The organism is Microbispora corallina, from assembly GCF_016863035.1.
GTDB classification, from domain to species: Bacteria; Actinomycetota; Actinomycetes; order Streptosporangiales; family Streptosporangiaceae; genus Microbispora; species Microbispora corallina.
This window is the reverse complement of record NZ_BOOC01000029.1, coordinates 75384-97118: the sequence shown is the minus strand read 5'-3', so window position 1 is coordinate 97118 and position 21735 is coordinate 75384. Positions and strand designations below refer to the sequence as shown.

The 21735-nt window shown below is 74.3% G+C and carries 17 protein-coding genes; 7 read left to right on the top strand and 10 right to left on the bottom strand.

The window, feature by feature from the left end:
- The first annotated feature begins 7 nt into the window (after window positions 1-7).
- The 3 genes from Mco01_RS25870 to Mco01_RS25860 all read left to right on the top strand — a co-directional run bounded on the left by Mco01_RS25870 (window position 8) and on the right by Mco01_RS25860 (window position 1445).
- Window positions 8-193 carry a hypothetical protein gene (locus Mco01_RS25870; protein ID WP_204059467.1) on the top strand — a complete coding sequence of 62 codons (186 nt, stop codon included), beginning with the start codon at window positions 8-10 and terminating at the stop codon, window positions 191-193.
- A gap of 65 nt (window positions 194-258) precedes the next feature.
- Complete coding sequence (locus Mco01_RS25865; RefSeq protein WP_204059466.1) at window positions 259-807, top strand: S26 family signal peptidase; 549 nt, start codon at window positions 259-261, stop codon at window positions 805-807.
- Window positions 807-1445, top strand: a complete 639-nt coding sequence (locus tag Mco01_RS25860; protein ID WP_204059465.1) for a MauE/DoxX family redox-associated membrane protein — start codon at window positions 807-809, stop codon at window positions 1443-1445. The genes Mco01_RS25865 and Mco01_RS25860 overlap by 1 nt, the downstream gene beginning before the upstream one ends.
- 1663 nt (window positions 1446-3108) lie before the next feature.
- On the opposite strand, the gene Mco01_RS25855 is transcribed toward Mco01_RS25860, so the two are convergent.
- The 3 genes from Mco01_RS25855 to Mco01_RS25845 form a co-directional block, all read right to left on the bottom strand.
- Window positions 3109-3819: a response regulator transcription factor gene (locus Mco01_RS25855; RefSeq protein ID WP_204059464.1), complete on the bottom strand. Its 711-nt coding sequence runs from the start codon at window positions 3817-3819 to the stop codon at window positions 3109-3111.
- Between the two features lie 90 nt (window positions 3820-3909).
- Window positions 3910-5514 (bottom strand): amidohydrolase, encoded by a 1605-nt coding sequence (locus tag Mco01_RS25850; protein WP_204059463.1) that lies wholly within the window; start codon window positions 5512-5514, stop codon window positions 3910-3912.
- Window positions 5515-5536: 22 nt separating this feature from the next.
- Window positions 5537-6934 (bottom strand): NAD(P)/FAD-dependent oxidoreductase, encoded by a 1398-nt coding sequence (locus tag Mco01_RS25845; protein WP_239103918.1) that lies wholly within the window; start codon window positions 6932-6934, stop codon window positions 5537-5539.
- Between the two features lie 196 nt (window positions 6935-7130).
- Between Mco01_RS25845 and Mco01_RS25840 the strand changes: the two genes are divergently transcribed.
- From Mco01_RS25840 to Mco01_RS25830, 3 genes are all read left to right on the top strand, one after another.
- On the top strand, window positions 7131-8270 hold the full coding sequence (locus Mco01_RS25840) for a GNAT family N-acetyltransferase (RefSeq protein WP_204059461.1): 1140 nt from the start codon (window positions 7131-7133) through the stop codon (window positions 8268-8270).
- A 113-nt stretch (window positions 8271-8383) separates the two neighbouring features.
- Complete coding sequence (locus tag Mco01_RS25835; RefSeq protein ID WP_239103917.1) at window positions 8384-9487, top strand: sigma-70 family RNA polymerase sigma factor; 1104 nt, start codon at window positions 8384-8386, stop codon at window positions 9485-9487.
- Window positions 9488-9538: 51 nt separating this feature from the next.
- Entirely contained in the window at window positions 9539-10402 is an 864-nt protein-coding gene (locus Mco01_RS25830) for a hypothetical protein (RefSeq protein WP_204059460.1), read from the top strand.
- 134 nt (window positions 10403-10536) lie between these two features.
- On the opposite strand, the gene pgl is transcribed toward Mco01_RS25830, so the two are convergent.
- From pgl to tkt, 6 genes are read right to left on the bottom strand one after another with little or no spacing between them, the layout of a single operon-like run.
- The gene (pgl, locus tag Mco01_RS25825) at window positions 10537-11313 is read right to left on the bottom strand and encodes a 6-phosphogluconolactonase (protein WP_204059459.1); all 777 of its coding nucleotides are present in this window, start codon (window positions 11311-11313) and stop codon (window positions 10537-10539) included.
- Between the two features lie 31 nt (window positions 11314-11344).
- The gene (locus Mco01_RS25820; protein WP_239103916.1) at window positions 11345-12268 is read right to left on the bottom strand and encodes a glucose-6-phosphate dehydrogenase assembly protein OpcA; all 924 of its coding nucleotides are present in this window, start codon (window positions 12266-12268) and stop codon (window positions 11345-11347) included.
- Between the two features lie 55 nt (window positions 12269-12323).
- Window positions 12324-13970: a glucose-6-phosphate dehydrogenase gene (gene zwf / locus Mco01_RS25815; RefSeq protein WP_204059458.1), complete on the bottom strand. Its 1647-nt coding sequence runs from the start codon at window positions 13968-13970 to the stop codon at window positions 12324-12326.
- A gap of 46 nt (window positions 13971-14016) precedes the next feature.
- Complete coding sequence (locus Mco01_RS25810) at window positions 14017-15642, bottom strand: phosphoglucose isomerase-related protein (RefSeq protein ID WP_204059457.1); 1626 nt, start codon at window positions 15640-15642, stop codon at window positions 14017-14019.
- Between the two features lie 5 nt (window positions 15643-15647).
- Window positions 15648-16751, bottom strand: coding sequence for a transaldolase (gene tal, locus Mco01_RS25805; RefSeq protein WP_204059456.1), 1104 nt, complete (start codon window positions 16749-16751; stop codon window positions 15648-15650).
- A 9-nt stretch (window positions 16752-16760) separates the two neighbouring features.
- Window positions 16761-18863, bottom strand: coding sequence for a transketolase (gene tkt / locus Mco01_RS25800; protein ID WP_275410572.1), 2103 nt, complete (start codon window positions 18861-18863; stop codon window positions 16761-16763).
- Window positions 18864-19148: 285 nt separating this feature from the next.
- On the opposite strand from tkt, the gene Mco01_RS25795 reads away from it, so the two are divergent.
- Entirely contained in the window at window positions 19149-20075 is a 927-nt protein-coding gene (locus tag Mco01_RS25795; protein ID WP_204059503.1) for a heme o synthase, read from the top strand.
- 34 nt (window positions 20076-20109) lie between these two features.
- On the opposite strand, the gene Mco01_RS25790 is transcribed toward Mco01_RS25795, so the two are convergent.
- Window positions 20110-21678, bottom strand: coding sequence for a N,N-dimethylformamidase beta subunit family domain-containing protein (locus tag Mco01_RS25790; protein WP_204059455.1), 1569 nt, complete (start codon window positions 21676-21678; stop codon window positions 20110-20112).
- Window positions 21679-21735 lie beyond the last annotated feature (57 nt).

Sequence of the window (21735 nt, the reverse complement as noted above, 5' to 3'; positions counted from 1 at the left end):
AGGAACCATGTCCGCCCTGCGCGCACTGCTGACCCGCGTCCTGCCGTCCGTGGAGGCCCGCGCCTACCACTGCGGCGACTACTACTGCTACACCGAGCAGAACGTCATCGCTCCCGGCCGCTCGTGCTTCACCACCTGGTGCGGGCACGCCTGCTCCGGCGACTGGGTCTCCGTCAGTCACTACTGCCAGTAGACCGGCCGTCCCCGCCCGGCCGGAGGCCCCTGCCTCCGGCCGGAACCGGGGGAGAGGAGGACGTCGTGACCGCTCTGCCCGCGGCCCTCGCCGCGACGGCGCCCATCGTCGTGCCCATCGTCGTGCTCGCCGTCGTGCCCACTCTGGGGCCGACTCTCGTGCCCGCCGCCGCGCCCATCCTCGTGCCCGCCGTCGTGCTTGCCCTCGTGCTCACGGCCGCACTCGCGCGCCGGCTCCTTGTGGTCGTCACCGTGCGGGGCAGCAGCATGGCCCCCGCCTACCGCGACGGCGACCGCCTGCTCGCGGCCCGGCTGCCGCCCGTACGGGGACGCGCCGTGGTGTTCCTGCCCCCGCCGGGCTGGGCGATCGCGCCGCCGCAGGTCAGGCCGTACCTGGTGAAGAGGGTCGTGGCAGTCGGCGGGGACCCCGTCCCGGAGGCCGCACGGGCCGCGGTGGGCGCCGGGCGGGTGCCTCCCGGCCGCCTCGTGGTGTTCGGGGACGCGGAGTCGAGCGCCGACTCCCGGACCTGGGGGCTGGTGCCCGTGTCGGCTGTGGCCGGCGTGGTCGTCGGCGTGCTCGTGCGGCGAGCCGGGACGGCGGGAAGGAGGCCGTGATGGGATACCTGGCGCTGTCGCTGAGGATCGCCCTGTCGCTGGTCTTCGCGGCGGCCGTGGCGGGCAAGGCACGACACCCCTCGGCGTTCGCCGCCGCCGTCCGGGAGATCGGGCGGGTCCCCGGCACCCGGCTCTCCTCTGCGGCGGCCGCGCTCATCGCGGCGGCGGAGGCCGCGACGGCCCTGGCGCTGCCGTCCGGCGGGACCGCGCCCTACGGGCTCGCGGCGGCCGGAGCGCTGCTGGCCGCGTTCACCCCGGCCCTGGCCCTGGCCGTACGGCGAGGCACCCGCCGGGGCTGCGCCTGCTTCGGCGGCGCGCGGTCACCGGTCGGCCCGTGGCACCTGGTCCGCAACGGCGTCCTGCTGCTGGCCGTGGGCGTGGCGGCCGCGGCGGGCGGCGCGGCCGCGCCCCGTGACGCCGGGGAGGTGGCGGCCTGCGGCCTGGCCGGCGCGGCGGCGGCGGCCCTGCTGGTGGGCGGGGAGCGCCTCCTGGCCGTGCTCGCCGGGCTCACCGTGGCGGGGGAGTCCGTGAGCCCGGCGAGCGCCCGCCTCCCTGTGACCGCGACCGCAGGTCGGCGAGGCAGCGCCCGACATGGTCGAGGCGGCGCTCGATCTCCGGCAGGAACACCGGGTCGATGAGGTCCCGGCGGCGGCGCAGCCGGTCCCGCGCCTGCGCCGCCGAGGACTCCACCAGCCGGAGCACCTCCTCCCGCCCCCGCCGGAACCCCTCGGCCACCGCCCTGTCGTGCTCCCGCTCGATGACGTCGCCGAACGCGAGGTTCTCCTCGTCGAGCAGGTCGCGCAGGCTGGAGGCGCCGACGGTGAACGCCAGCGGCCACAGCAGGCCCAGCGCGTCCGCCGGCGACAACGGGACGGACAGCAGCGCGACCGACACGGCCAGGACTGCGCCGGCGGCCGACAGCGCCCCGGTTCGCCACCGCCACGACAGGTCCCGCAGGTACATCGTCGCCGTCGGCCCGGCGAACAGCAGGAAGTGCAGGTACGGCTGCCGGGTGATGCCGCCCGCGCGGAGCGTCGTCATCGTGGCCGTGGATACCACGGCGTCGAGCGCGCCGAAGGCGAGGCAGGCGGCGAGGACCCGGGGCCGGGCGGCGCTGCCGCGCGCGGCGATCTGCCGGTGCGCCCAGAGGCTCACCAGCAGGGCCACCGCCGTCAGGCAGGCGGCGACGGGCAGCGGCACGCCGTCCATCTCGCGCAGCGCGTGGGTGAGCGACCCGATCCCGCCGATCGCGATCACCATCGGCCCCGGGTCGAACGGCGGCACCCGCGACAGGGGGTCCTGGGGCAGTTCCACCCGGTGGGGCCCGACGGCCAGCACCTGCGGATGCCCGAGGGGCCGCGGTGTCCGGACGGACACCGGCACCCGTCCGCGCAGCCCCAGACCGGCCAGCGCCCCGTCCAGCGCGGCCAGCTGCGAGGGCGAGATCAGCAGCGGAGCCGCCTCCCGGGCGACCGCGAACTCCACGTCCCGGCGCAGCTCCGCGTGGGCCATGTTGTGCCGCTGCTCCCAGCGCAGCAGCGCGGTGCCCAGGTAGTCGGCCTGGTCCGCGGTCCGCTCGGCCAGCGCGTGCCGCCACGCCGCCAGGGGGAAGCCGATCGGCTCGCCCGGCACGGCCAGCAGCGGCCAGGTCCGGGTCAGCACGTCGAGCGCGGTGTCCGCGCCCACCGCGACGCTGTGCCGTCCGGCCAGCTCGGCCCGTCCGGCGGCGGCCTGCCGCTCCGCCTCCGCCTGCCGCAGCCGCTCGTGCACCCGGCCCTGCAGGTACCGGCTGAGCAGCAGCCCGCCGAGCATCCCCAACGCGGGCAGGGCGAAGGCGGGGAGCACGGTGAGCGGTCCGCCGGTCCGGCCTTGGAGGGCCAGCAGCGCCGCCACGGTCGCCGAACCGGACAGGGCCGGTACGGCGAGGGCCCGCCACCCCCGCCACAGGGCGGCCTCCATCGCGAGGGGCGCCACGATCAGCGCCGCGGGCGCGAGCGGGGACACGAGCGCGGCGGACCAGCCGGCGGCGTCGGCGGCGTCCGCCGCGAGCCGCAGGCGGTGCGGCACCGGCACGCCCCGGCGCAGGACGCAGAACAGGGCCACGTCGTAGGCGACGAAGAGGGCGGCGGCGGCGATCACGACGTGCGGCGCGGCCGGCCTGCGCAGCAGGAGCGCCGTCGTGCACGTCAGCCGGGACGAGATCCGCAGGTTCAGCAGGAACCGGTGCGAGGCGAAGGTGGCCGAGCGCGCCGCGACCTCGGTGAACGCCGGAAGCCCCGCCATCGGCGACCCGGCCCGGGATCAGCCGCGGCCGTCGAGGCGGCCGGGGTAGGGCGACTTCACCCGGGTCGCCCAGCGCAGGAAGCGGGCGATCTGCGGGAGTGAGGGCAGGTCCTGCTCCCGGTCGGGCGCGCGGCCGTCGCAGGTCATCGCGTGCAGCCCGGCATGCCGGTTGAACTCCCGCCGCAGCCGCTCCCAGGCCCGTGACCGGGGGTTGCGCCGCTCGGCCAGCCGTCCGGGGAGGTCCGCGGCCATCGCGTGCGACACGGCGGCGTTCACCGTGCTCCGCCGGGACACGCCGTGCCGGATCTCCTCCTCGGGGTCCTCCGGACCGGGGACCGGGCGGCCCGTGCCGCCCAGCACGACGGCGCGGAGCGTGGCGGCCTCGGCCAGCTCGCCGCGGTGGAAGAACAGGTCGGCCCCGGCCTCCCGCATGCGCCGCCGTACGGCGCCGTCGAAGAAGTGGCCGGTGAAGACGATCACCAGCGCCTGGGGGCGGTGCCGCCGCACCTGCTCGACGACGGCGACGCCGGGGAACTGGTCCCCCTCACGCCGCTCGTCGGCCGCGTCGACCAGCACCACGTCGGCGTCGCGCCAGCGCCCGCCCCACCCGGCCGCGTCCTCGTGGGTGAGAGCCGCGACCAGGCGCAGCCCCGGCACACCGGTGAGGATCACGGCGACGCCGTTGCGGCTGATGTCGTCGTCGTCCACGACGACCACCCGCTTGTCCACGCCGCACCCCCGGTCGCCTCATCGGCCACGCCAACGACTCCCCGGTCCTGACATATACCGAAGAAGCGGGATGATGGCGAGGGGGCTGGGTCAGCCGTGCACGGGGACGCCGTCCACGAACGTCATCCGCACCCCGGTGGTCCAGATCTCGCCGGGCTCGAGCGCGAACGGGTCGCGGTCGAGGACGGCGAGGTCGGCCGGGCGGCCCTCCTCGATCACGCCCGCGGGGGAGCGGTTGAGCCAGGCGGAGCCCGCCGTGTAGGCCGTCATGACGGTGCGCAGGTCCAGGCTCTGCTGAGGCAGGAACGGCGTGAGGGCCGTCGGGTACGACACGTGGACCGAGCCGCCGGGCTCGGTGCGGTTGACGGCTACGTGCATGGCCTGCAACGGGTCGGCCGAGGACACGGGCCAGTCGGAGCCACCGGCCAGCCGGGTGCCGTGCCGCACCAGGTCGGCGAAGGGGTACTGCCAGGACGAACGCTCCTCGCCAAGGTAGGGGATGCACAGCTCGTCCATCTGGGCGTGGTGGGTCGCCCACAGCGGCTGCAGGTTCGCGGTCACCCCCAGCGCGGCGAAGCGCGGCACGTCCTCCGGCGTGATGATCTGCAGGTGAGCGATGTGGTGCCGGTTGTCCGGGTCCGTCCCCGACAGGGCGTCCAGCGCCTCCCGCACCGCCCGCTCGCCGATGGCGTGGAAGTGCACCTGGAACCCCAGCGCGTCCAGCTCCTTGACGTACCGGTCGAGCAGCGCGGGCTCGACGTACGACAGGCCGGTGCCGCCGCAGCGGCAGTAGGGCTCGATCACGGCGGCCGTGAAGTTCTCCGCGATGCCGTCCTGCATGATCTTGACGGACGTGGCGCGGAAGCGGTCGAGTCCCTCGGCCATGGCCCGGCGCTCGACCAGGCCGGGGATCTGCTCGGCCCCGCGCGTGCGGTCCCACCACAGCGCGCCGACCACCCTCGCCCGCAGCCGGCCCGAGGACGCGGCCGACAGGTACGCGGGCAACTGGTCGTCCGACCCCGCGTACGAGCCGACGATCGCGTCCTGCCAGCCGGTGATGCCGAGCGAGAAGAGGTACTGCTGCGCGTCCAGGAGGGCGTCCAGGAGGTCGCCGGCCGTGGGACGGGGGGTGAGCAGGCCGACCAGGTCCATCGCGCCCTCGTGGAGCACGCCGCTCGGCGTGCCGTCCGGGTCGCGCTCGATGCGCCCGTCGGCCGGGTCAGGGGTGTCGCGGGTAATGCCGGCCAGCTCCAGCGCCCGGGTGTTGACCCAGGCCGCGTGGTGGTCGCGCTGGATCAGGTACGCCGGACGGTCGAGGAAGTCGAGCTGCGACCGGTGGGGCAGGCCGCCGGGGAAGGCCGACATGTCCCAGCCGCCGCCGTCGACCCACTCCCGGTCAGGGTGGGCCTCGGCGTAGGACGCGATCCGCGCCAGGTAGTCGTCGAGGCCGTACACCTCCGACAGGTCGCACTTGGCCCGCTCCAGCCCCGCCTGGACGGGGTGGATGTGCGCGTCGGTGAAGCCGGGGACGAGCAGGCCCCCGTCGAGGTCGACCGGCTCGGCCCCGGGCGCGAGCCGGGCGAGGTCGGACTCGGGGCCGGCCGCGGCGATGACGCCGCCGGAGACGAGGACCGCCTCCGCGAATCCGCCGGGGACGAGGGCGCGGCCGCCGCGGAACAGGATGTGCGAGGTCAAAACGGGTGAGGCCCTTCTCGGATCAGTGACCGGTGATCATATCGGCGATCTTCGCCAGCGCGGACGTCCTCGTCCCGCCCCTGCTCTCGCGCGCGTCGGCGATGCGGTAGAGGCGGTACATGGAGTGGACGCCGAGCCACCGCAGCGGCTCGGGTTCCCACGAGCGCACCCGCCGGTCCACCCAGGGCAGGCGGCTGAGGTCGGTGTCCCGCCGCAGGACGAGGTCCCGCAGGGTGCGGCCGGCCAGGTTGGCCGTCGTGACGCCGTGGCCGGTGTACCCGCCGGCCCAGCCGAGGCCGGTCGCCGGGTCCACGTGGACGGTGGAGCACCAGTCGCGGGGCACGCCGAGCACGCCCGACCAGGCGTGGGCCACCCGCGAGGCGGCGACCGCCGGGAAGAACGAGGTCAGCAGCTCCCACAGCGCGTCGACCGTCCAGCCGTGCGTGTGCCCGCGGTCGTCGACGCGGGAGCCGTACAGGTAGGGCCTGCCCCGGCCGCCGAAGGCGATGCGGTCGTCGGCCGTCCGCTGGGCGTACATGTAGTAGTGCGCCATGTCCCCGAGCAGCTCGCGGCCGTCCCAGCCGATCGACGCCCACACGTCCGCGGGCAGGGGCTCGGTCACGATCATCGAGCTGTTCATGGGGAGCCAGTCGCGGTGGTGGCCGGGGATGGTCGCGGTGAACCCCTCGGTGCAGCGCAGCACGTGGGCCGCCGTCACCGTGCCGTACGGCGTGACCGCCCGGCCGGGGGCGATCTCCGTCACGGGCGTCCCCTCGGCGACCTCCACGCCCAGGCGCCGGACGGCCTCGACCAGGCCGCGGACCAGCTTCGCCGGCTGGATGCGCGCGCAGTGGGGGCTCCACGTCGCGCTGAGGGCGCCCGCCACCTGCAACCGCCCGTCCATCTCGTCGCGCGACAGCAGGCGGACGTCGTCCTCGTCCCAGCCCCATTGGCGCTGGCCGGCCAGCTCCTCCCGCAGCCGGGCCGCCTGCGCCGGGCCCCGGGCCACGGTGAGCAGCCCGCCCTTCACGATGTCGGCGTCGATGCCCTCCTCGGCGGCGACCGCGACGACCTCGTCGATCGCCTCGAACATCGACCGCTGGAAACGCCGGGCGGCCTCCGGTCCGTGCGTCTTCGCGTACCGGTCGGCCGAGCCGGCGAGCGCGCCGGTGAGCCAGCCGCCGTTGCGCCCGGACGCCCCGAACCCCGCGAACTCCTTCTCCAGGACCACGATCCGCAGGGAGGGGTCGGCCTTCTTCAGGTAGTAGGCCGTCCACAGGCCGGTGTAGCCGGCTCCGACGACCGCGACGTCGGCCTGCACGTCGCCCTTAAGGGGCTCACCGGGGCGGGGGACGCCGAGGGACCGATACCAGAAGGACACCTCGCCGTTGCGGAAGTCCGGCGACAGGGGAGCGCTCATGGTGCACATCCTGCTATATCCGTGCTGTTGGCGACATCAGGCGACGAAACTCGTCGAAGAACCGCGACAGGCATGCGGATAACAGTAGTCGTAACGTGGCAGACCGGAAAGAAACGGTCGGCTCACTGCTCTGTAGCAAACGTGTAACAGCCCTCCGGCATGCTGAAGCCCGGCACAACGGAGGGAGCGATAACCGATGGGGTTCTTCCGGATCCGGACCACGGTCGACGAGCGTCCGGGGCGGCTCGCGTCGCTCGCGACGGCCCTCGCGGACAAGGGCGGGAACATCCTCGGCCTGTCCGTGCAGCCCGACACCGACGGGACCGTGGACGAGTTCGTCACCGACATCCCCGCGTCCCCCGCCGTGGTGCGCGAGGCCCTGGAGGCCGCGGGCGGCCGCCGGGTGCAGATCGTCCCCGCCACCGCCCACGAGCTGACCGACGAGCCGACCCGGGCGCTGCTGCTGGCCGCCCGGCTGCGCTCGGCGCCCTGGCGGCTGCCGGAGATCCTCGCCGAGCTGCTGCGGGCCGACGACGCCCGATGGGTGTACGGCGCGCTCCCGCCGCGCCGGCAGGCCGCCGCGGTGTCCTCCGGGGACGGCTCCGCACCGGCGGGCGCGGCCGCCTCGTCAGGGGCGGCGGCCGCGCGCGACGAACCGGACGACCGGGGGGTGGAGCTGCCCGACCCCACGCTGCTCGTGGTGCCGGTGGCGCCCCGCCGCGCCATCCGCCTGCGCCGCGCCGGGCTGCCGTTCACGCTGACCGAGGCGGCCCGCGCCGCCGCGATGGTGCGGCTGGCCCAGCCGCCCGCCGAGACGACCTCCCCGGACGGCCCGGTGCGGCTGGCCGACGGCGCGGAGGTGCAGGTCAAGCCGCTGACGTCGCTCTACCGGGAGGCGCTGCGCGACCTGCACGAGCGCTGCTCGCCCGAGAGCCGCAGGTTCCGCTACTTCACCGCCAGCCCCTCGCTGCCGCCGCGGGTCTTCGACCGGATGTGCGACCGCGCCAAGGGCCAGTCGCTCGTCGCCGGCCACGACGGTCAGGTGGTGGGCGTGGCGTCGCTGATGTTCACCGCCGACCCCGGCATCGCGGAGATCGCCTTCCTCATCGAGGACCGGTGGCAGGGCCGCGGGCTGGGCACGGCCATGGCCCGCATGATCCTGCGGCAGGCGAGGGACCTCGGCTTCGCGGAGGTGCGGGCCACCCTGCTGTACGACAACACGCGCATGCGCAGGCTTCTCGGCTCCCTCGGCGCCACGCTGACCCACACCGAGGATCCCGGTGTGATGGAGGCGCGGCTGGCCGTGGGCGTGATGGCGGCGGCTTCCCCGAGCTGACGCCATCCGTGAGCGTCCCGGTCCGGTGTTGCTCAGGGCACCGGGCCGGGACGATCCTTCACCCCGTACGGCTTCCGCCCCCGGCGGTCGCGCGTGGGGCAGAATCGTGCCTCGTGAGCGACGTCCTCCCCGAAGCGCCGCCGGACCACGACGCGGGCCCGGCCCGTGGCCATGACGCGGACCGCGGCTCGGACGACGGCTCTGGTCACGACCCCGATCGCGACCTCGGCCTGGCCCGCGACGGCGACGGCGCCGCGTTCGGCCGCCTCGTGGCGCCGTTGCGCCGTGAGCTGCACGCCCACTGCTACCGCATGCTCGGCTCCACGCACGACGCCGACGACGCCCTCCAGGACGCCCTGCTCCGGGCCTGGCGGGGGCTCGGCCGCTTCGAGAGCCGCGGCTCGCTGCGCTCCTGGCTCCACACCGTCGCCACCCGCACCTGCCTCGACCTCGCCGAGGCGCGCGGCCGGCGGGCCATGCCCGTCGACCTCGGCCCGTCGAGCCCCCGTGCGGTGCTCGACGCGGCCCCGGCGCCCGGCGTCGCCTGGCTGGGCCCGTACCCCGACGCCGGTCTCGCGGACGGCCCGGCCGCGCCCCACGCCCGCTACGAGCAGCGCGAGGCGGTCGAGCTCGCCTTCGTGGCCGCCCTCCAGCACCTGCCGGGAAACCAGCGGGCGGCCCTGCTGCTCTTCGAGGTCCTCGGCTTCTCCGCCGCCGAGATCGCGGCCGCGCTCGACACCTCGGCCGCGTCGGTCAACTCCGCCCTCGCCCGGGCCCGCAGGGTGCTCGCCGAGCGGGTTCCGTCCCCCAGCCAGCAGCGCGCGCTGCGGGCGATCGGCGACACCCGCGTGCGGGAGATCGTCGCCGGCTACGCCGCGGCGCTGGAACGCGGCGACGCGGACGCCCTCGTGGCCCTCCTCACCGAGGACGTCACCTGGTCCATGCCGCCGATGCCCCACTGGTACCGGGGGATCGAGGCCGTCACCGACTTCGCCGTACGGCTGCCCCTCACGAGCTGCGGCTCCTGGCGGCACCTGGCCACGAGCGCGAACGGCCAGCCCGCCGTGGGCTGCTACCTCAGGCGCGGCGACGCCGGCCCGCACCTCGCCTGGTCGGTGACCGTGCTGACCCTGCGCGGGACGCGGATCGAGCGGCTGACCTCGTTCGTCGGGCCCGGCTACGTCGCGCCGTTCGGGCTGCCCGACCGCCTGCCCTGAGCCGTACGAGCGGCGGTGGACGGGAGGCGGCGGGCGGGGTACAGGTGATCTGTGGACCTCGACGAGGCGGCCGGCCGCCTGTACGGGCTGACGCCCGATGAGTTCACGGCGGCCAGGGACGCCCTGGCGAAGGAGGCGAAGGCCGCGGGCGACGCGGCGCTCGCCAAGGGGATCCGCGCGCTGCGGCGGCCGACCGTGGTCGCCTGGGCCGTCAACCAGGCGTCCCGGCGGCATGCGGAGGAGCTGGACGCCCTGCTCGACGTGGGACGGCGGCTCCGCGCGGCCTGGCAGACCCAGGACGCCGACGCGCTCGCCGAGCTGGGCCGTGAACGCTCGGCGGCGACGGCCCGGCTCACCCGGGCCGTTCGCGACGACGCCGAGGCGGACGGACGGCCGCTCTCGTCGTCCGGAGAGGTGGAGGTGGAGCAGACGCTCGACGCCGCCGTGGTGGACGAGGACGCGGCCGGGCAGGTGCGCGAGGGCCGCCTCGTGCGTCCGCTGAGCTACAGCGGCTTCGCGCCCGCTCCCGTCGTCCGCGAGCCCAGGGAACGGCGGACGGCGGCGCCGGCCCACCCCGGCAAGGAAGACCGCGAGGCCGCCGCGGCCGAGCGGGAGCGCAGGGCCGCGGAGCTCGAACGCGCGCTGGAGGAGGCGGAGCGGGCCGCGGCCGAGGCGGAGGAGGCGCGGACGGCCTGGGAGGCCGAGCTGGCCGACGCCGCGCGCGAGCACGACGGCAGGTCGGCCAAGGTACGGGAGCTGTCGGACGCCCTCGCCGCGGCCAAGGAGGAGCTGGCGACGGCCGGGCACCGGCTGGAGGTCGCCCGCCGCGAGGAGGCCGCCGCCGGCCGGACCGCCCGTTCCGCCCGGGCCCGCGCCGACCGCGCCGCGCAGGCCCTCCACGACGCCCGATCCTGAGGACCGGCCGCGCGGGCCCTCTGCGACGTCCGGTCATGGCGGCCGCGTTCCGTTGGGCCTCCGCCGCGTCCGATCGTGCGGCGGAGCCCCCGGAGGCGGCCGTCCCCGGCGGGGCCTCCGGGGCCCGCGGCTCGTCAGGGCGACGCGAGGCGGCCCATCGTGGGCGGGATCTTGGTGGCGGCCGCCCGGTCGAGCAGGAACAGCGTCGTGCGCCGTCCCCGCGCCCCCGCGGCCGGGATCTGGAACGGCCCCGCGTCCGAGAGGGCGAGGTGCACGACCTGCGCCTTCTCGGCCCCCGCCGCCACGATCCAGACCTCGCGGGCGGCCCGGATGGCCGGGAACGTCAGCGAGATCCGCGTCGGCGGCGGCTTGGGCGAGCCGTGCACCGCCACGACCGGCCGTTCCTCCTCGTAGAGGGCCGGCTGGCCGGGGAACAGCGAGGCGACGTGGCCGTCCGGCCCCATCCCGAGCAGGAGCACGTCGAACGACGGCACCGGCCCGTGGTCCTCCGGACGGGACGCCTTGCGCAGCTCCTGCGCGTACGCCTCGGCGGCCTCCTCGGCCGTCAGCCCGGAGTCGGCGGCCGGCATCGGGTGCACCCGGGCCGGGTCCACGTCGACGTGGTCGAGCAGGGCCTGGCGGGCCCCGGTCTCGTTGCGCTCCGGGTGCCCGGACGGCAGGAACCGCTCGTCGCCCCACCAGACGTCCAGCGCCCGCCAGTCGATCGCGTCGTGCGCCGGCGTGCCCGCCAGCGCGGCGAGTGTGGCGATGCCGATCGTGCCGCCGGTCAGCACGAGGTGGGCCGAGCCGCGGGCCGCCTGGGTGTCGACCAGCCGCGTGATGAGCCGCGCGGCGACGGCCTGGGCGAGCACCTCGGCGTCCCGGTGGACGATGACGGTCGGGACGCTCACGACGCCCCCTCGCGCATGCTCCTCGGGCCGCTCACAGCCGTCCCTGCTCCGCCATCGCGGCGAGGCGGCGGATGGCCGTCGCGTACACCTCGTCGGGGTCGAGCCTGCGCAGCTCCTCGGCGAGCAGCTCCGAGGTCGGCCGCCGGGCCAGCGCCACCCGGCGGTCGGGCTGCCCGGGCCGGGACAGCGTGGCCAGCCGGGCGTCGCCCCGGCTCACGACGAGCTCGCCCGAGCCCTCCACCTCCAGCCGCACCCGGGTGAGCCCCGGGCCGCCGGACTCGGCGACCTCCATCGGCACGTCGAACCGCTCGCACAGCCAGGCCGCGAGCAGCGGCGCGCTCGGGTTGCCCGCGGCGCCCTCGACGACACCCCGGACGACCTTGCCCACGGGCTGGTCGAACGCGGCCGCCAGCAGGCTGCGCCACGGGGTCAGCCGCGTCCAGGCGAAGTCGGTGTCGCCCGGAAGGTACGACGACGCCCTGCCGGTGATCGCGGCGACCCCGTCCCTGGCGGACCGGGCGTCGGTGATGCGGCGGCCGGCCAGCGCGCCGATCGGGTCCTTGGCGGGGATCTCCGGGCACTCGCCCGGCCACCACGCGACCACGGGGGTGTCGGTCAGCAGCAGCGGCATGATCACCGAGTCGGCGTGGCCGGTCAGCTCGCCGTACAGGCGCAGCAGCACGACCTCGCCGGGCGACGACTCGCCGACCCGGATCTCCGCGTCGAGCCGGTCCGGCTCGGCGGCGTCCCGCTTGATGACCACGAGGATGCGCGAGGGGTGCTCGCGCGCCGCGTCGGTGGCCGCCCGCAGCGCGTCGTACTGGCCGGCCTCGTCGACGACGGTGACCAGCGTCAGCACCATGCCGACGGCGGGGGCGCCCATCTGGTGGCGCAGCCGGGTGAGCGTCGAGGAGATCTTCGACGCCGTCGTCTCGGTCAGGTTGAAGGTCGTCACCGGGTCCTCCGCTCGCTCCGCGCCGGGCGGCGGCGGGCGGCGGCCCGCTGCCCGCTCACAGCCGCCTCCAGGCGCGCCCGTCCCTGGCCAGCATCGCGTCGGCGGAGGCGGGCCCCCAGGTGCCCGACGGGTACTCCTCGGGCTTGCCGTGATCGGCCCAGAACTCCTCGATCGGGTCGAGGATCATCCACGACAGCTCCACCTCCCGCTGGTGCGGGAACAGCGGAGGGTCGCCGATGAGGACGTCGAGCAGCAGCCGCTCGTACGCCTCCGGAGACGACTCCATGAACGACTCGCCGTAGGCGAAGTCCATGTTGACGTCCCTGACCTCCATGGCGCTTCCGGGCACCTTGGAGCCGAACCGCACGGTGATGCCCTCGTCCGGCTGGACCCGGATGACCAGCGCGTTCTGCCCGAGGATCTCGGTGTCGTCCTTGCTGAACGGCAGGTGGGGCGCCCGCTGGAAGACGATCGCGACCTCCGTCATCCGGCGGCTGAGGCGCTTGCCGGTGCGCAGGTAGAACGGGACGCCCGCCCAGCGGCGGTTGGCCACCTCCAGCCGCACCGCGGCGTAGGTCTCCGTGGCGGAGTCGGGCGAGATGCCCTGCTCCTCCAGGTAGCCGACGACCGGCTCGCCGCCCTGCCAGCCGCGAGCGTACTGGCCGCGGGCCGTGCCGGTGGCCAGGTCCGTGGGCAGCTTGACGGCCCGCAGCACCTTCTCCTTCTCGCGCCGCAGCGAGTCGGCGTCGAAGGACGTGGGGTCCTCCATCGCGACCAGGGCGAGCAGCTGGAGCAGGTGGTTCTGGATGACGTCGCGGGCCGCGCCGATGCCGTCGTAGTAGCCGGCCCGGCCGCCGACGCCGATGTCCTCGGCCATCGTGATCTGGACGTGGTCGACGTACCCGCGGTTCCAGATCGGCTCGTACAGCGTGTTGGCGAACCGCAGGGCCAGGATGTTCTGGACGGTCTCCTTGCCCAGGTAGTGGTCGATCCGGAAGACCGACTTCTCCGGGAAGACCGCGCTGGTCACCTCGTTCAGCTCGCGCGCGCTCTGCAGGTCGTGCCCGAACGGCTTCTCGATGACCACCCGCCGCCAGGAGCCGTCGGGCGCCTGGGCCAGGCCGGTCCGCTTGAGCTGCTCGATGACGGTCGGGAAGAACTTCGGCGGGACGGCGAGGTAGAAGGCGTAGTTGCCGCCGGTTCCCCGGGTCTCGTCGATCTCCTTCAGCATCATCGACAGGACGTCGAACGCGCCGTCGTCGTTGAACTCGCCGGGGCAGAAGTGGATGCCCTCGCTGAGCTGCTTCCAGACCTCCTCGCGGAACGGCGTCCGCGCGTGCTCCTTGACCGCCTCGTATGTGACCTGGGCGAAGTCCTCGTGGGCCCAGTCGCGCCGGGCGAAGCCGACGAGGGAGAAGCCCGGGGGCAGCAGCCCCCGGTTGCCCAGGTCGTAGATCGCCGGCAGCAGCTTGCGCTTCGCCAGGTCCCCCGTCACGCCGAAGAGCACGAGCACGCACGGCCCCGCCACCCGCGGCAGTCGCTTGTCGCGCGGGTCGCGCAGGGGATTCGCCTCGACCGTCGTCGCGGTCGTCGCGGTGGTGGCCGCCTGGGCGGCCGCCAGGACGGCGGTCTCCGCGTGCACCCCCGGGGTGGCCGCCGCCTGTTCGGTCTCCTCGACCTGCGGGGCGTCAGTCTCGCTCATCGGTCCCTCCTGCCGGCGCCCCCGTAGCCAGTTACGCATCGCATGGTCAGAGCTCCTCCGCCACGGAGAGCAGGTGCCGGACGCCGGCGACGCGGTCGGTCAGGTGGAGGCGGACCGCCGGCCTGCCCCGCGAGGTCAGCGCGCCGAGGTCGCCGAGCGCCTGGGCGAGCTGCAGCCTGCCCAGCGTGTACGGCTTGCCCGGCACCTCGACGTCGTCGGTGACGGCGCCGGTGATCTGCAGGAACACCCCGTTCTGCGGGCCGCCCTTGTGGTACTGGCCGGTCGAGTGCAGGAACCGGGGACCCCACCCGAAGGTCACGGGCCGGTCGGTCCGGTAGTCGAGCAGCGCGCGGAGCGTCGCGACGTCCGCGCCCGCCCAGGTCTCCGTCATCTCCTCGAACGAGGCGTCCCCGACCGTCGCCGCGTCGAAGGCGGCCTCCCGGTCCAGGTACGCCATGATCGCCAGGTAGCCCCGCTCGGGCACGGCCCGCAGCAGCCACGTCAGCACGTCGGCCAGGTTCTTCGGGTCGCCCGGCACGTCGCCGTAGACCTCGACCGGGCCGTCCGTGAGGAGCGGCGTGCCGGCGGGCAGCGGCCCGTCCCCGGCCTCCTGCAGGATCCTCGTGGTGTTCTCCTTCGACTCGGCCACGTTCGGCTGGTCGAAGGGGTTGATGCCGATGACGCGGCCGGCGATCGCCGTGGCGTACTCCCAGACGAGGAACTGCGCGCCCAGCGGGCCGTCGACGGCGGTGCCGCCGTCGGGGCCGATGGACACCACGTACTGGTCGTCGTCCTCGGCCGCCTCCGCGCCGACGACCGGGAGGATGCCCTTGCCCTCCTTGCCGGTCGACTCGGCGATGAGCTGCTCGATCCAGTCGGGCAGGCCCGTGATGTCGGACATGCCGTCCCGCAGGATCAGCTTGTCGCGCCCGCGCAGCGCCTCGGCGCCGAGCACGGCGCCGAGGTCGAGACCGGGGTTGCCGGCGTCCTGGGCCAGCAGCGCCCGGACGGCCTCGGCCTCGTCAAGGAGGCGGCGCACGTCGGCCCCGGCGAGGGCGCTCGGCACCAGCCCGAACGCCGTGAGGGCGCTGTAGCGGCCGCCGACGTTGGGGTCGGCGAGCACGACCGGGTAGCCGGCCTCGTTGGCCGACTGCTCCAGGGGCGAGCCGGGGTCGGTCACGACCACGATGCGGGTGGCGGGGTCGATCCCGGCGTCCCGGAAGGCCTTCTCGTAGATCCTGCGGTGGCTGTCGGTCTCGATCGTGCCGCCGCTCTTGCTGGCGACGACCACGAGCGTGCGCTCCAGCCGGTCCGTCAGGGCCCGCCGCACCTGGTGCGGGTCGGTCGTGTCGAGGACGGTCAGCGGCACGTCGTAGGTGGCGCAGATCACCTCGGGGGCGAGCGACGAGCCGCCCATCCCCGCCAGCACCACGTGGTCGAGGCCCTCCGCGCGGGCCCGCTCGACCAGCTTGTCGATCTCGGGCAGCAGTTCGCGGCTGCTCTGGGGGAGGTTCAGCCAGCCGAGGCGGATCGTCGCCTCCGGCTGCGCCTGCGGACCCCACAGCGAGGGATCGCCCGCGGCGAGCGCCGCGGGCACCCCCTCCGCCACGAGCTTGTCCCTGACCGCCTCGACCGAGTCCACCTCGTCGCCGAGGGTCACCTCTACAGTCATCGCGCTCAGGCCTTCCGCAGCTCGGCGTCGACGGTCTCGAGCAGCTCGTTCCAGGACGTCTCGAACTTCTGGACGCCCTCCTCCTCCAGCACCCGGACGACGTCGTCGTAGTCGATGCCGGTCTGCTTGAGCGAGGCCATCACGTCCCAGGCCTGCTGGTAGAACGGCCGGATCGTGTCGCCGGAGATCTTCGCGTGGTCGGCCGCCGAGTCGAGCGTCTTCTCCGGCATCGTGTTGACGACGCCGGCGGTGACGAGCTGCTCGACGTACAGCGTGTCGGGGTAGTCCGGGTTCTTGACGCCGGTCGAGGCCCACAGCGGCCGCTGCGGGTGGGCGCCGGCCGCGCGCAGCGCCTGCCAGCGCGGCGAGCTCACGACCTCCTCGAAGGCGGCGTACGCGAGGCGGGCGTTGGCCACGCCGGCCTTGCCCTTCAGCTCCAGCGCCTCCGGCGTGCCGATCTTGTCGAGTCGGGCGTCGATCTCGGTGTCCACCCGGCTGACGAAGAACGAGGCCACCGACTCGATGCCGGACAGGTTGAGGCCGTTCGCCTTGGCCTGCTCGAGGCCGGCCAGCCACGCGTCCATCACCTGGCGGTACCGCTCCAGCGAGAAGATCAGCGTGACGTTCACGCTGATGCCCTCGGACAGGGCCTGCGTGATCGCGGGGAGGCCCTCCACCGTCGCCGGGATCTTGACGTGCAGGTTGGGCCGGTCGACGAGCCACCACAGGGCACGGGCCTCGGCGATCGTGGCGTCGGTCCGGCGGGCCAGCCGCGGGTCCACCTCGATCGACACGCGGCCGTCGACGCCCTGCGTCGAGTCGTAGACGGGCCGCAGCACGTCGGCGGCCCACCGGATGTCGAACGTCGTGATCGCCCGTACGGCCTCCTCGACCGTGACGCCGCGCACCGCGAGGTCGCGGATCTGGGCGTCGTAGGCGTCGCCCTTGCTCAGCGCCGAAGCGAAGATCGTCGGGTTGGACGTGACGCCCGACACGTACTTCTCGCGGATCAGGGTGGCCAGATTGCCGGTGCGCAGGCGCTCCCGGCTGATGTCGTCGAGCCAGATGGAGACCCCGGCGTCGGTCAGCCGCTTCAGATTCTCACTCATCGTCATCCCTCAGTTTCCGGTCGTCTCGCCCTTGTCGGCGCCGGTCTTCGCCAGCGTCGCCTTGGCGGCGGCCACGACCCGCTCGGCCGTGAGGCCGAACTGCTCGAAAATCGTCTTGTAGGGGGCGGAGGCCCCGAAGTGCTCCAGGCTCAGGATCTCGCCCTCATCCCCCACGAACTCCCGCCAGCCGAGGCCGATTCCCGCCTCGACGGCGACGCGGGCGCGGACGGCCGGGGGCAGCACCGTCTGCCGGTACGCCGCGTCCTGGTCCCGGAACCACTCGACGCACGGCATCGACACGACGCGCGCCGTGATGCCCTCGGCCTCCAGGATCTCGCGGGCCTCGACGGCGAGCTGGACCTCGCTGCCGGTGCCGATCAGTACCACCTGCGGCTGGCCGTCGGACGCGTCCTCCAGGACGTAGCCGCCCTTGGCGACCTTGTCCGGGTCGGCCGTGCCGGCATAGGTCGGGACGTTCTGGCGGGTGAGGGCGAGACCGGCGGGCCGGTCGTTGTGCTCCAGCACCGTCTTCCAGGCGGCGGCCGTCTCGTTGGCGTCGGCCGGGCGGACCACGTCGAGGCCGGGGATCGCGCGCAGCGCCCACAGGTGCTCGACCGGCTGGTGGGTCGGGCCGTCCTCGCCGAGGCCGATGGAGTCGTGGGTCCAGACGTAGGTGACCGGGAGCTTCATCAGCGCGGCCAGCCGCACCGACGGGCGCATGTAGTCGCTGAACACCAGGAACGTGCCGCCGTACGGGCGGGTGCCGTCGTGCAGCGCGATGCCGTTCAGGATGGCGCCCATGCCGTGCTCGCGGATGCCGAAGTGCAGCGTCCGGCCGTACTTGTTCCCGGGGAACTCCTTGGTCTGGTACTCGTCCGGGATGAAGGACGGCTCGCCCTTCATGGTCGTGTTGTTGGACTCGGCGAGGTCGGCCGAGCCGCCCCACAGCTCGGGCAGCACCGGCGCGAGCGCGTTCAGCACCTCGTTGGACGCCTTGCGGGTGGCGATCGAGGTGCCGGCGTCGAACGACGGCAGCGCCTTGTCCCAGCCGTCCGGGAGCCGGCGGTGCCGCATCCGGTCGAACAGCTCGACCCGCTCGGCGTTGGCCTCCCGCCAGGCGCGGTAGCCCTCCTCCCACTCCGCGCGCAGGGCACGGCCGCGCTCCACGACCTTCCGGGTGTGCGCGAGGACCTCGTCCGGCACCTGGAAGCTCTTCTCCGGGTCCATGCCCATGATCCGCTTGGTGGCGGCCACCTCGTCGGCGCCGAGCGCCGAGCCGTGGGCCTTGCCCGTGTTCTGCTTGTTGGGGGCCGGCCAGGCGATGATCGTGCGCAGCTTGATGAACGTCGGACGCTCGGTCTCCGCGCGGGCCGCCTCCAGCGCCTCGTACAGCGCGTGGACGTCCTCCTTGTACTCCCCGTCGCTGCGCCAGTCGACCTCCAGGACCTGCCAGCCGTACGCCTCGTACCGCTTGGCGATGTCCTCGGAGAGGGCGATCTGGGTGTCGTCCTCGATGGAGATCTGGTTGGAGTCGAAGATCACGCAGAGGTTGCCGAGCTTCTGGTGGCCCGCGATGGAGCTGACCTCGTGGCTGATGCCTTCTTCGATGTCGCCCTCAGAGGCGATGACCCAGATCATGTGGTCGAACGGCGAGGAGCCGGCGGCGGCGTCCGGGTCGAACAGGCCGCGCTCGCGCCGGGCGGCCATGGCCATGCCCACCGCGTTGCCGAGGCCCTGGCCCAGCGGCCCGGTGGTGGTCTCCACGCCGACCGTGTGGCCGTACTCCGGGTGGCCGGGGGTGAGGCTGCCCCACTGCCGCAGCCCCTTCAGGTCGTCGAGGGTCAGGCCGTAGCCGGACAGGTACAGCTGGATGTAAAGAGTGAGGCTGCTGTGCCCGGCGGAGAGCACGAACCGGTCCCGTCCCACCCACTTCGGGTCCGACGGGTCGTGGCGAAGGACCCGCTGGAACAGAAGGTAGGCGGCCGGGGCGAGGCTCATCGCGGTGCCCGGGTGTCCCGAGCCCGCCTTCTCCACGGCGTCCATCGCCAGGGCGCGCACGACGTCGACGGCCTGTCGATCGAGATCAGTCCAATCAAGGCTTGCGCTGCTCAAAATGCTCGATCTCCTCTGGTTTTAGCGCTGGTTGTGGCAGTTCCCGCCCATAGGGGACCCTAACGGGTCGGCTCTCATACCGTCCGGTAGGCACCGCGGTACGGCTACCCTGCCCAGGCCCCTCAACGCCGCCCATTCGGCCCCGATTCCTGGACCACCTGCCGCGCCGACTACAGTGTTTGCGCAAGTGCCGGCAGCTGCCCGGAGATCCGCTCCTATCAGAGGTTACGCGTTGACCCCGCACGTGTTGGAAGTGCCTTGACGGTCCTGACGAACAAGCAGACGATGGCCCCGCTCGGGACCCCCGCGACGGCCACGGCCCCCCGCTCCGCCGGGGCGCTCGTGAAGGCGTACGTGGCGCTCACCAAGCCCCGGATCATCGAGTTGCTGCTGATCACGACCCTTCCGGTCATGTTCCTCGCGGCGCACGGGCTCCCCGACCTCTGGACCGCCGGGGCGACGATGCTCTTCGGCACGTTGTCCGCAGGCAGCGCGAACGTGCTGAACTGCTACATCGACCGGGACATCGACCGGACGATGCGGCGCACCCGGCGGCGCCCGCTGGCCAAGCACGACGTGTCGCCCACGGGCGCGCTGGTCTTCGGCGTGGTCCTCGGGGTGCTGTCCACGCTCGGCCTGGCGCTCACGGTCAACGTGCTGGCGGCCGGGCTGTCGCTCGGCGCGATCCTCTTCTACGTGTTCGTGTACTCGCTGGTCCTCAAGCGGCGCACCTCCCAGAACATCGTCTGGGGCGGCATCGCGGGCTGCATGCCGGTGCTGATCGGCTGGGCGGGCATCACCGGGAGCGTGTCGTGGGCGCCGGTCGTGCTGTTCGGCGTCGTGTTCTTCTGGACGCCCCCGCACACGTGGACGCTCGCCATGCGCTACCGCGAGGACTACGCCGCCGCCGCGGTGCCGATGCTGCCCGTGGTGGCCACCGAGCGCCGGGTCGTCCAGCAGGTCGTCGCCTACACCTGGGCCACCGTGCTGTGCTCGCTGCTGCTGTGGCCCGTCGCGGGGACCTCGCTGCTCTACCCGGCCGTCGCCCTGGTGCTCGGCGCGGTCTGCCTGGCCGAGGTCTACGGCCTGCTCGGCCGGGTCAAGGCCGGCAAGACGGGCGTGGACCTGCGGCCCATGCGCTTCTTCCACTGGTCGAACGTCTACCTGGCCCTGCTCTTCCTCGCCGTCGCGCTCGACTCGCTGTTCGCCTGAGCCCCCGCGGCGGCCGGAGCCGCCGCGGGCGGGCTCAGTAGACCTTCCCGACGTTGTCCACGGGCTCGGGCAGCCGGCCGGCGGCCGGGCCCTCGGCGAAGCCGCGCAGCAGGTTCTCGGTGACCGCCGTCACGAAATGCCGCGTCCTGCCGTCGATGCCGTGCGCCTGCGGGCTGTCGCGGGTGCCGGCCATCAGGGCCTCGGCCCACCGCATGGTCCCCGTGGCGAAGACGCCGGCCCCCGAGGGGGCGGTGTAGTACGCCGAGTCGGAGAAGCTCGGCCGGCCCACGCAGGTGAGCGGCGAGTGGGCGAGGATCTCCAGCGGCCGCGGGGTCGGCACGTCGGGGGTCACCCGGTCGTACTCCACCCCGACGAGGTGGGGGAAGGCGTCCCCCTTGGCCACCCCGGTCCCGGCGAACAGCCAGTGGCGGGGCGCGTGGACGACGTAGGGGGCGTCGGCGGGGAACCCGTCGTAGTAGACGCCCACCAGGGACGACTCCGGGTCCGCCGCGGGGGCGGCCCGGTAGTCCGTGGTCACGAGCGAGGGATGCCTGCCGTACATCGGGTCGCCGGACGCGTCGGTCTTGTAGCAGACGACGTCCCGGGCGTCCTTCTCCAGCCGGATCCTGCGGTAGCAGGTGTTGGCGCCGAGGAAGGCGAGGTTGGTCCCCGCGTCCCGGGCGGCGGTCACGCGGCGGCGGGTCTCCGGCGTCCAGTACTCGTCGTGGCCCAGGAAGACGACGGCCGACGCGCCGTCGAGGACGCCGTCGCCCCCCGCGTCGAGGTCCACGCTCGTCGTGTACGCCACGGGCGTCCCCAGCCGCTCGGCGAGCTCCACCACCGGCCGCTCGTGGACGAGGAACTTCTTGATGCCCGTCTTGTCGTACGGCCGGTCGAAGCTGACCACCAGCGAACGGCTGTAGTACTGGCCGTTCTCCCCGTAGTAGAGGCTGTATCCGCCCCACCGGTTGTAGGCCTGCCAGGTGGGCGCCGCGTGCACGAGCACGGTCCTGCCCGCGCCCGAGGCCGAGCGCACGACCAGCGGCACGTAGCGCTGCGGGCCGCCCTCCGCGTCCAGACGCAGCAGGTAGGCCCCCTCGGGCCAGCCCTCGGTGGGCACGTCGAGGGTGCGCCGCCAGCCGGCCGTGACCGTCCGGGTGCCGGCGGCGAACGCGGCCGGGCCCTGCCGGAGCCCCGGCGTCCAGGGGGAACGCCAGACGGCGCGGGCCAGCGCCCCGCCGTACCAGCCCATGCGGTACGCCGTGACGCGGAACCGGCCGGCTGTCGTCGACACGTGCAGGCCGGCCGTCTCTCCGGGGAGCACGCTCACCCGGTCGCAATAGCCCTCGATCGCCTCCTGGGGGCCGTACCGGCGCAGCCGCCAGTCGGGGTCGCCGGGCAGCAGCCGCTCGGGGACGGCCGACGGCGCCGGGGAGGGGGCGGGTGAGGGCGCGGTCGCGGCGGCGGCGGACGGGGGAGGGGAGGCCGTGACGGGTGTGCCGCCGGCGGGCGCCCCCCAGCCGGCCACGGATCCGGCGGCGGCCGCCCCCGCCACCCGGAGGAAGCGGCGCCGGCCCAGCCCGCCGCCCGATGTCTCAGCCATGAACCCGCCCACTCGTCCCGTGCCGTGTGCCGTCGTGATCGCGACGGTACCGTGTCC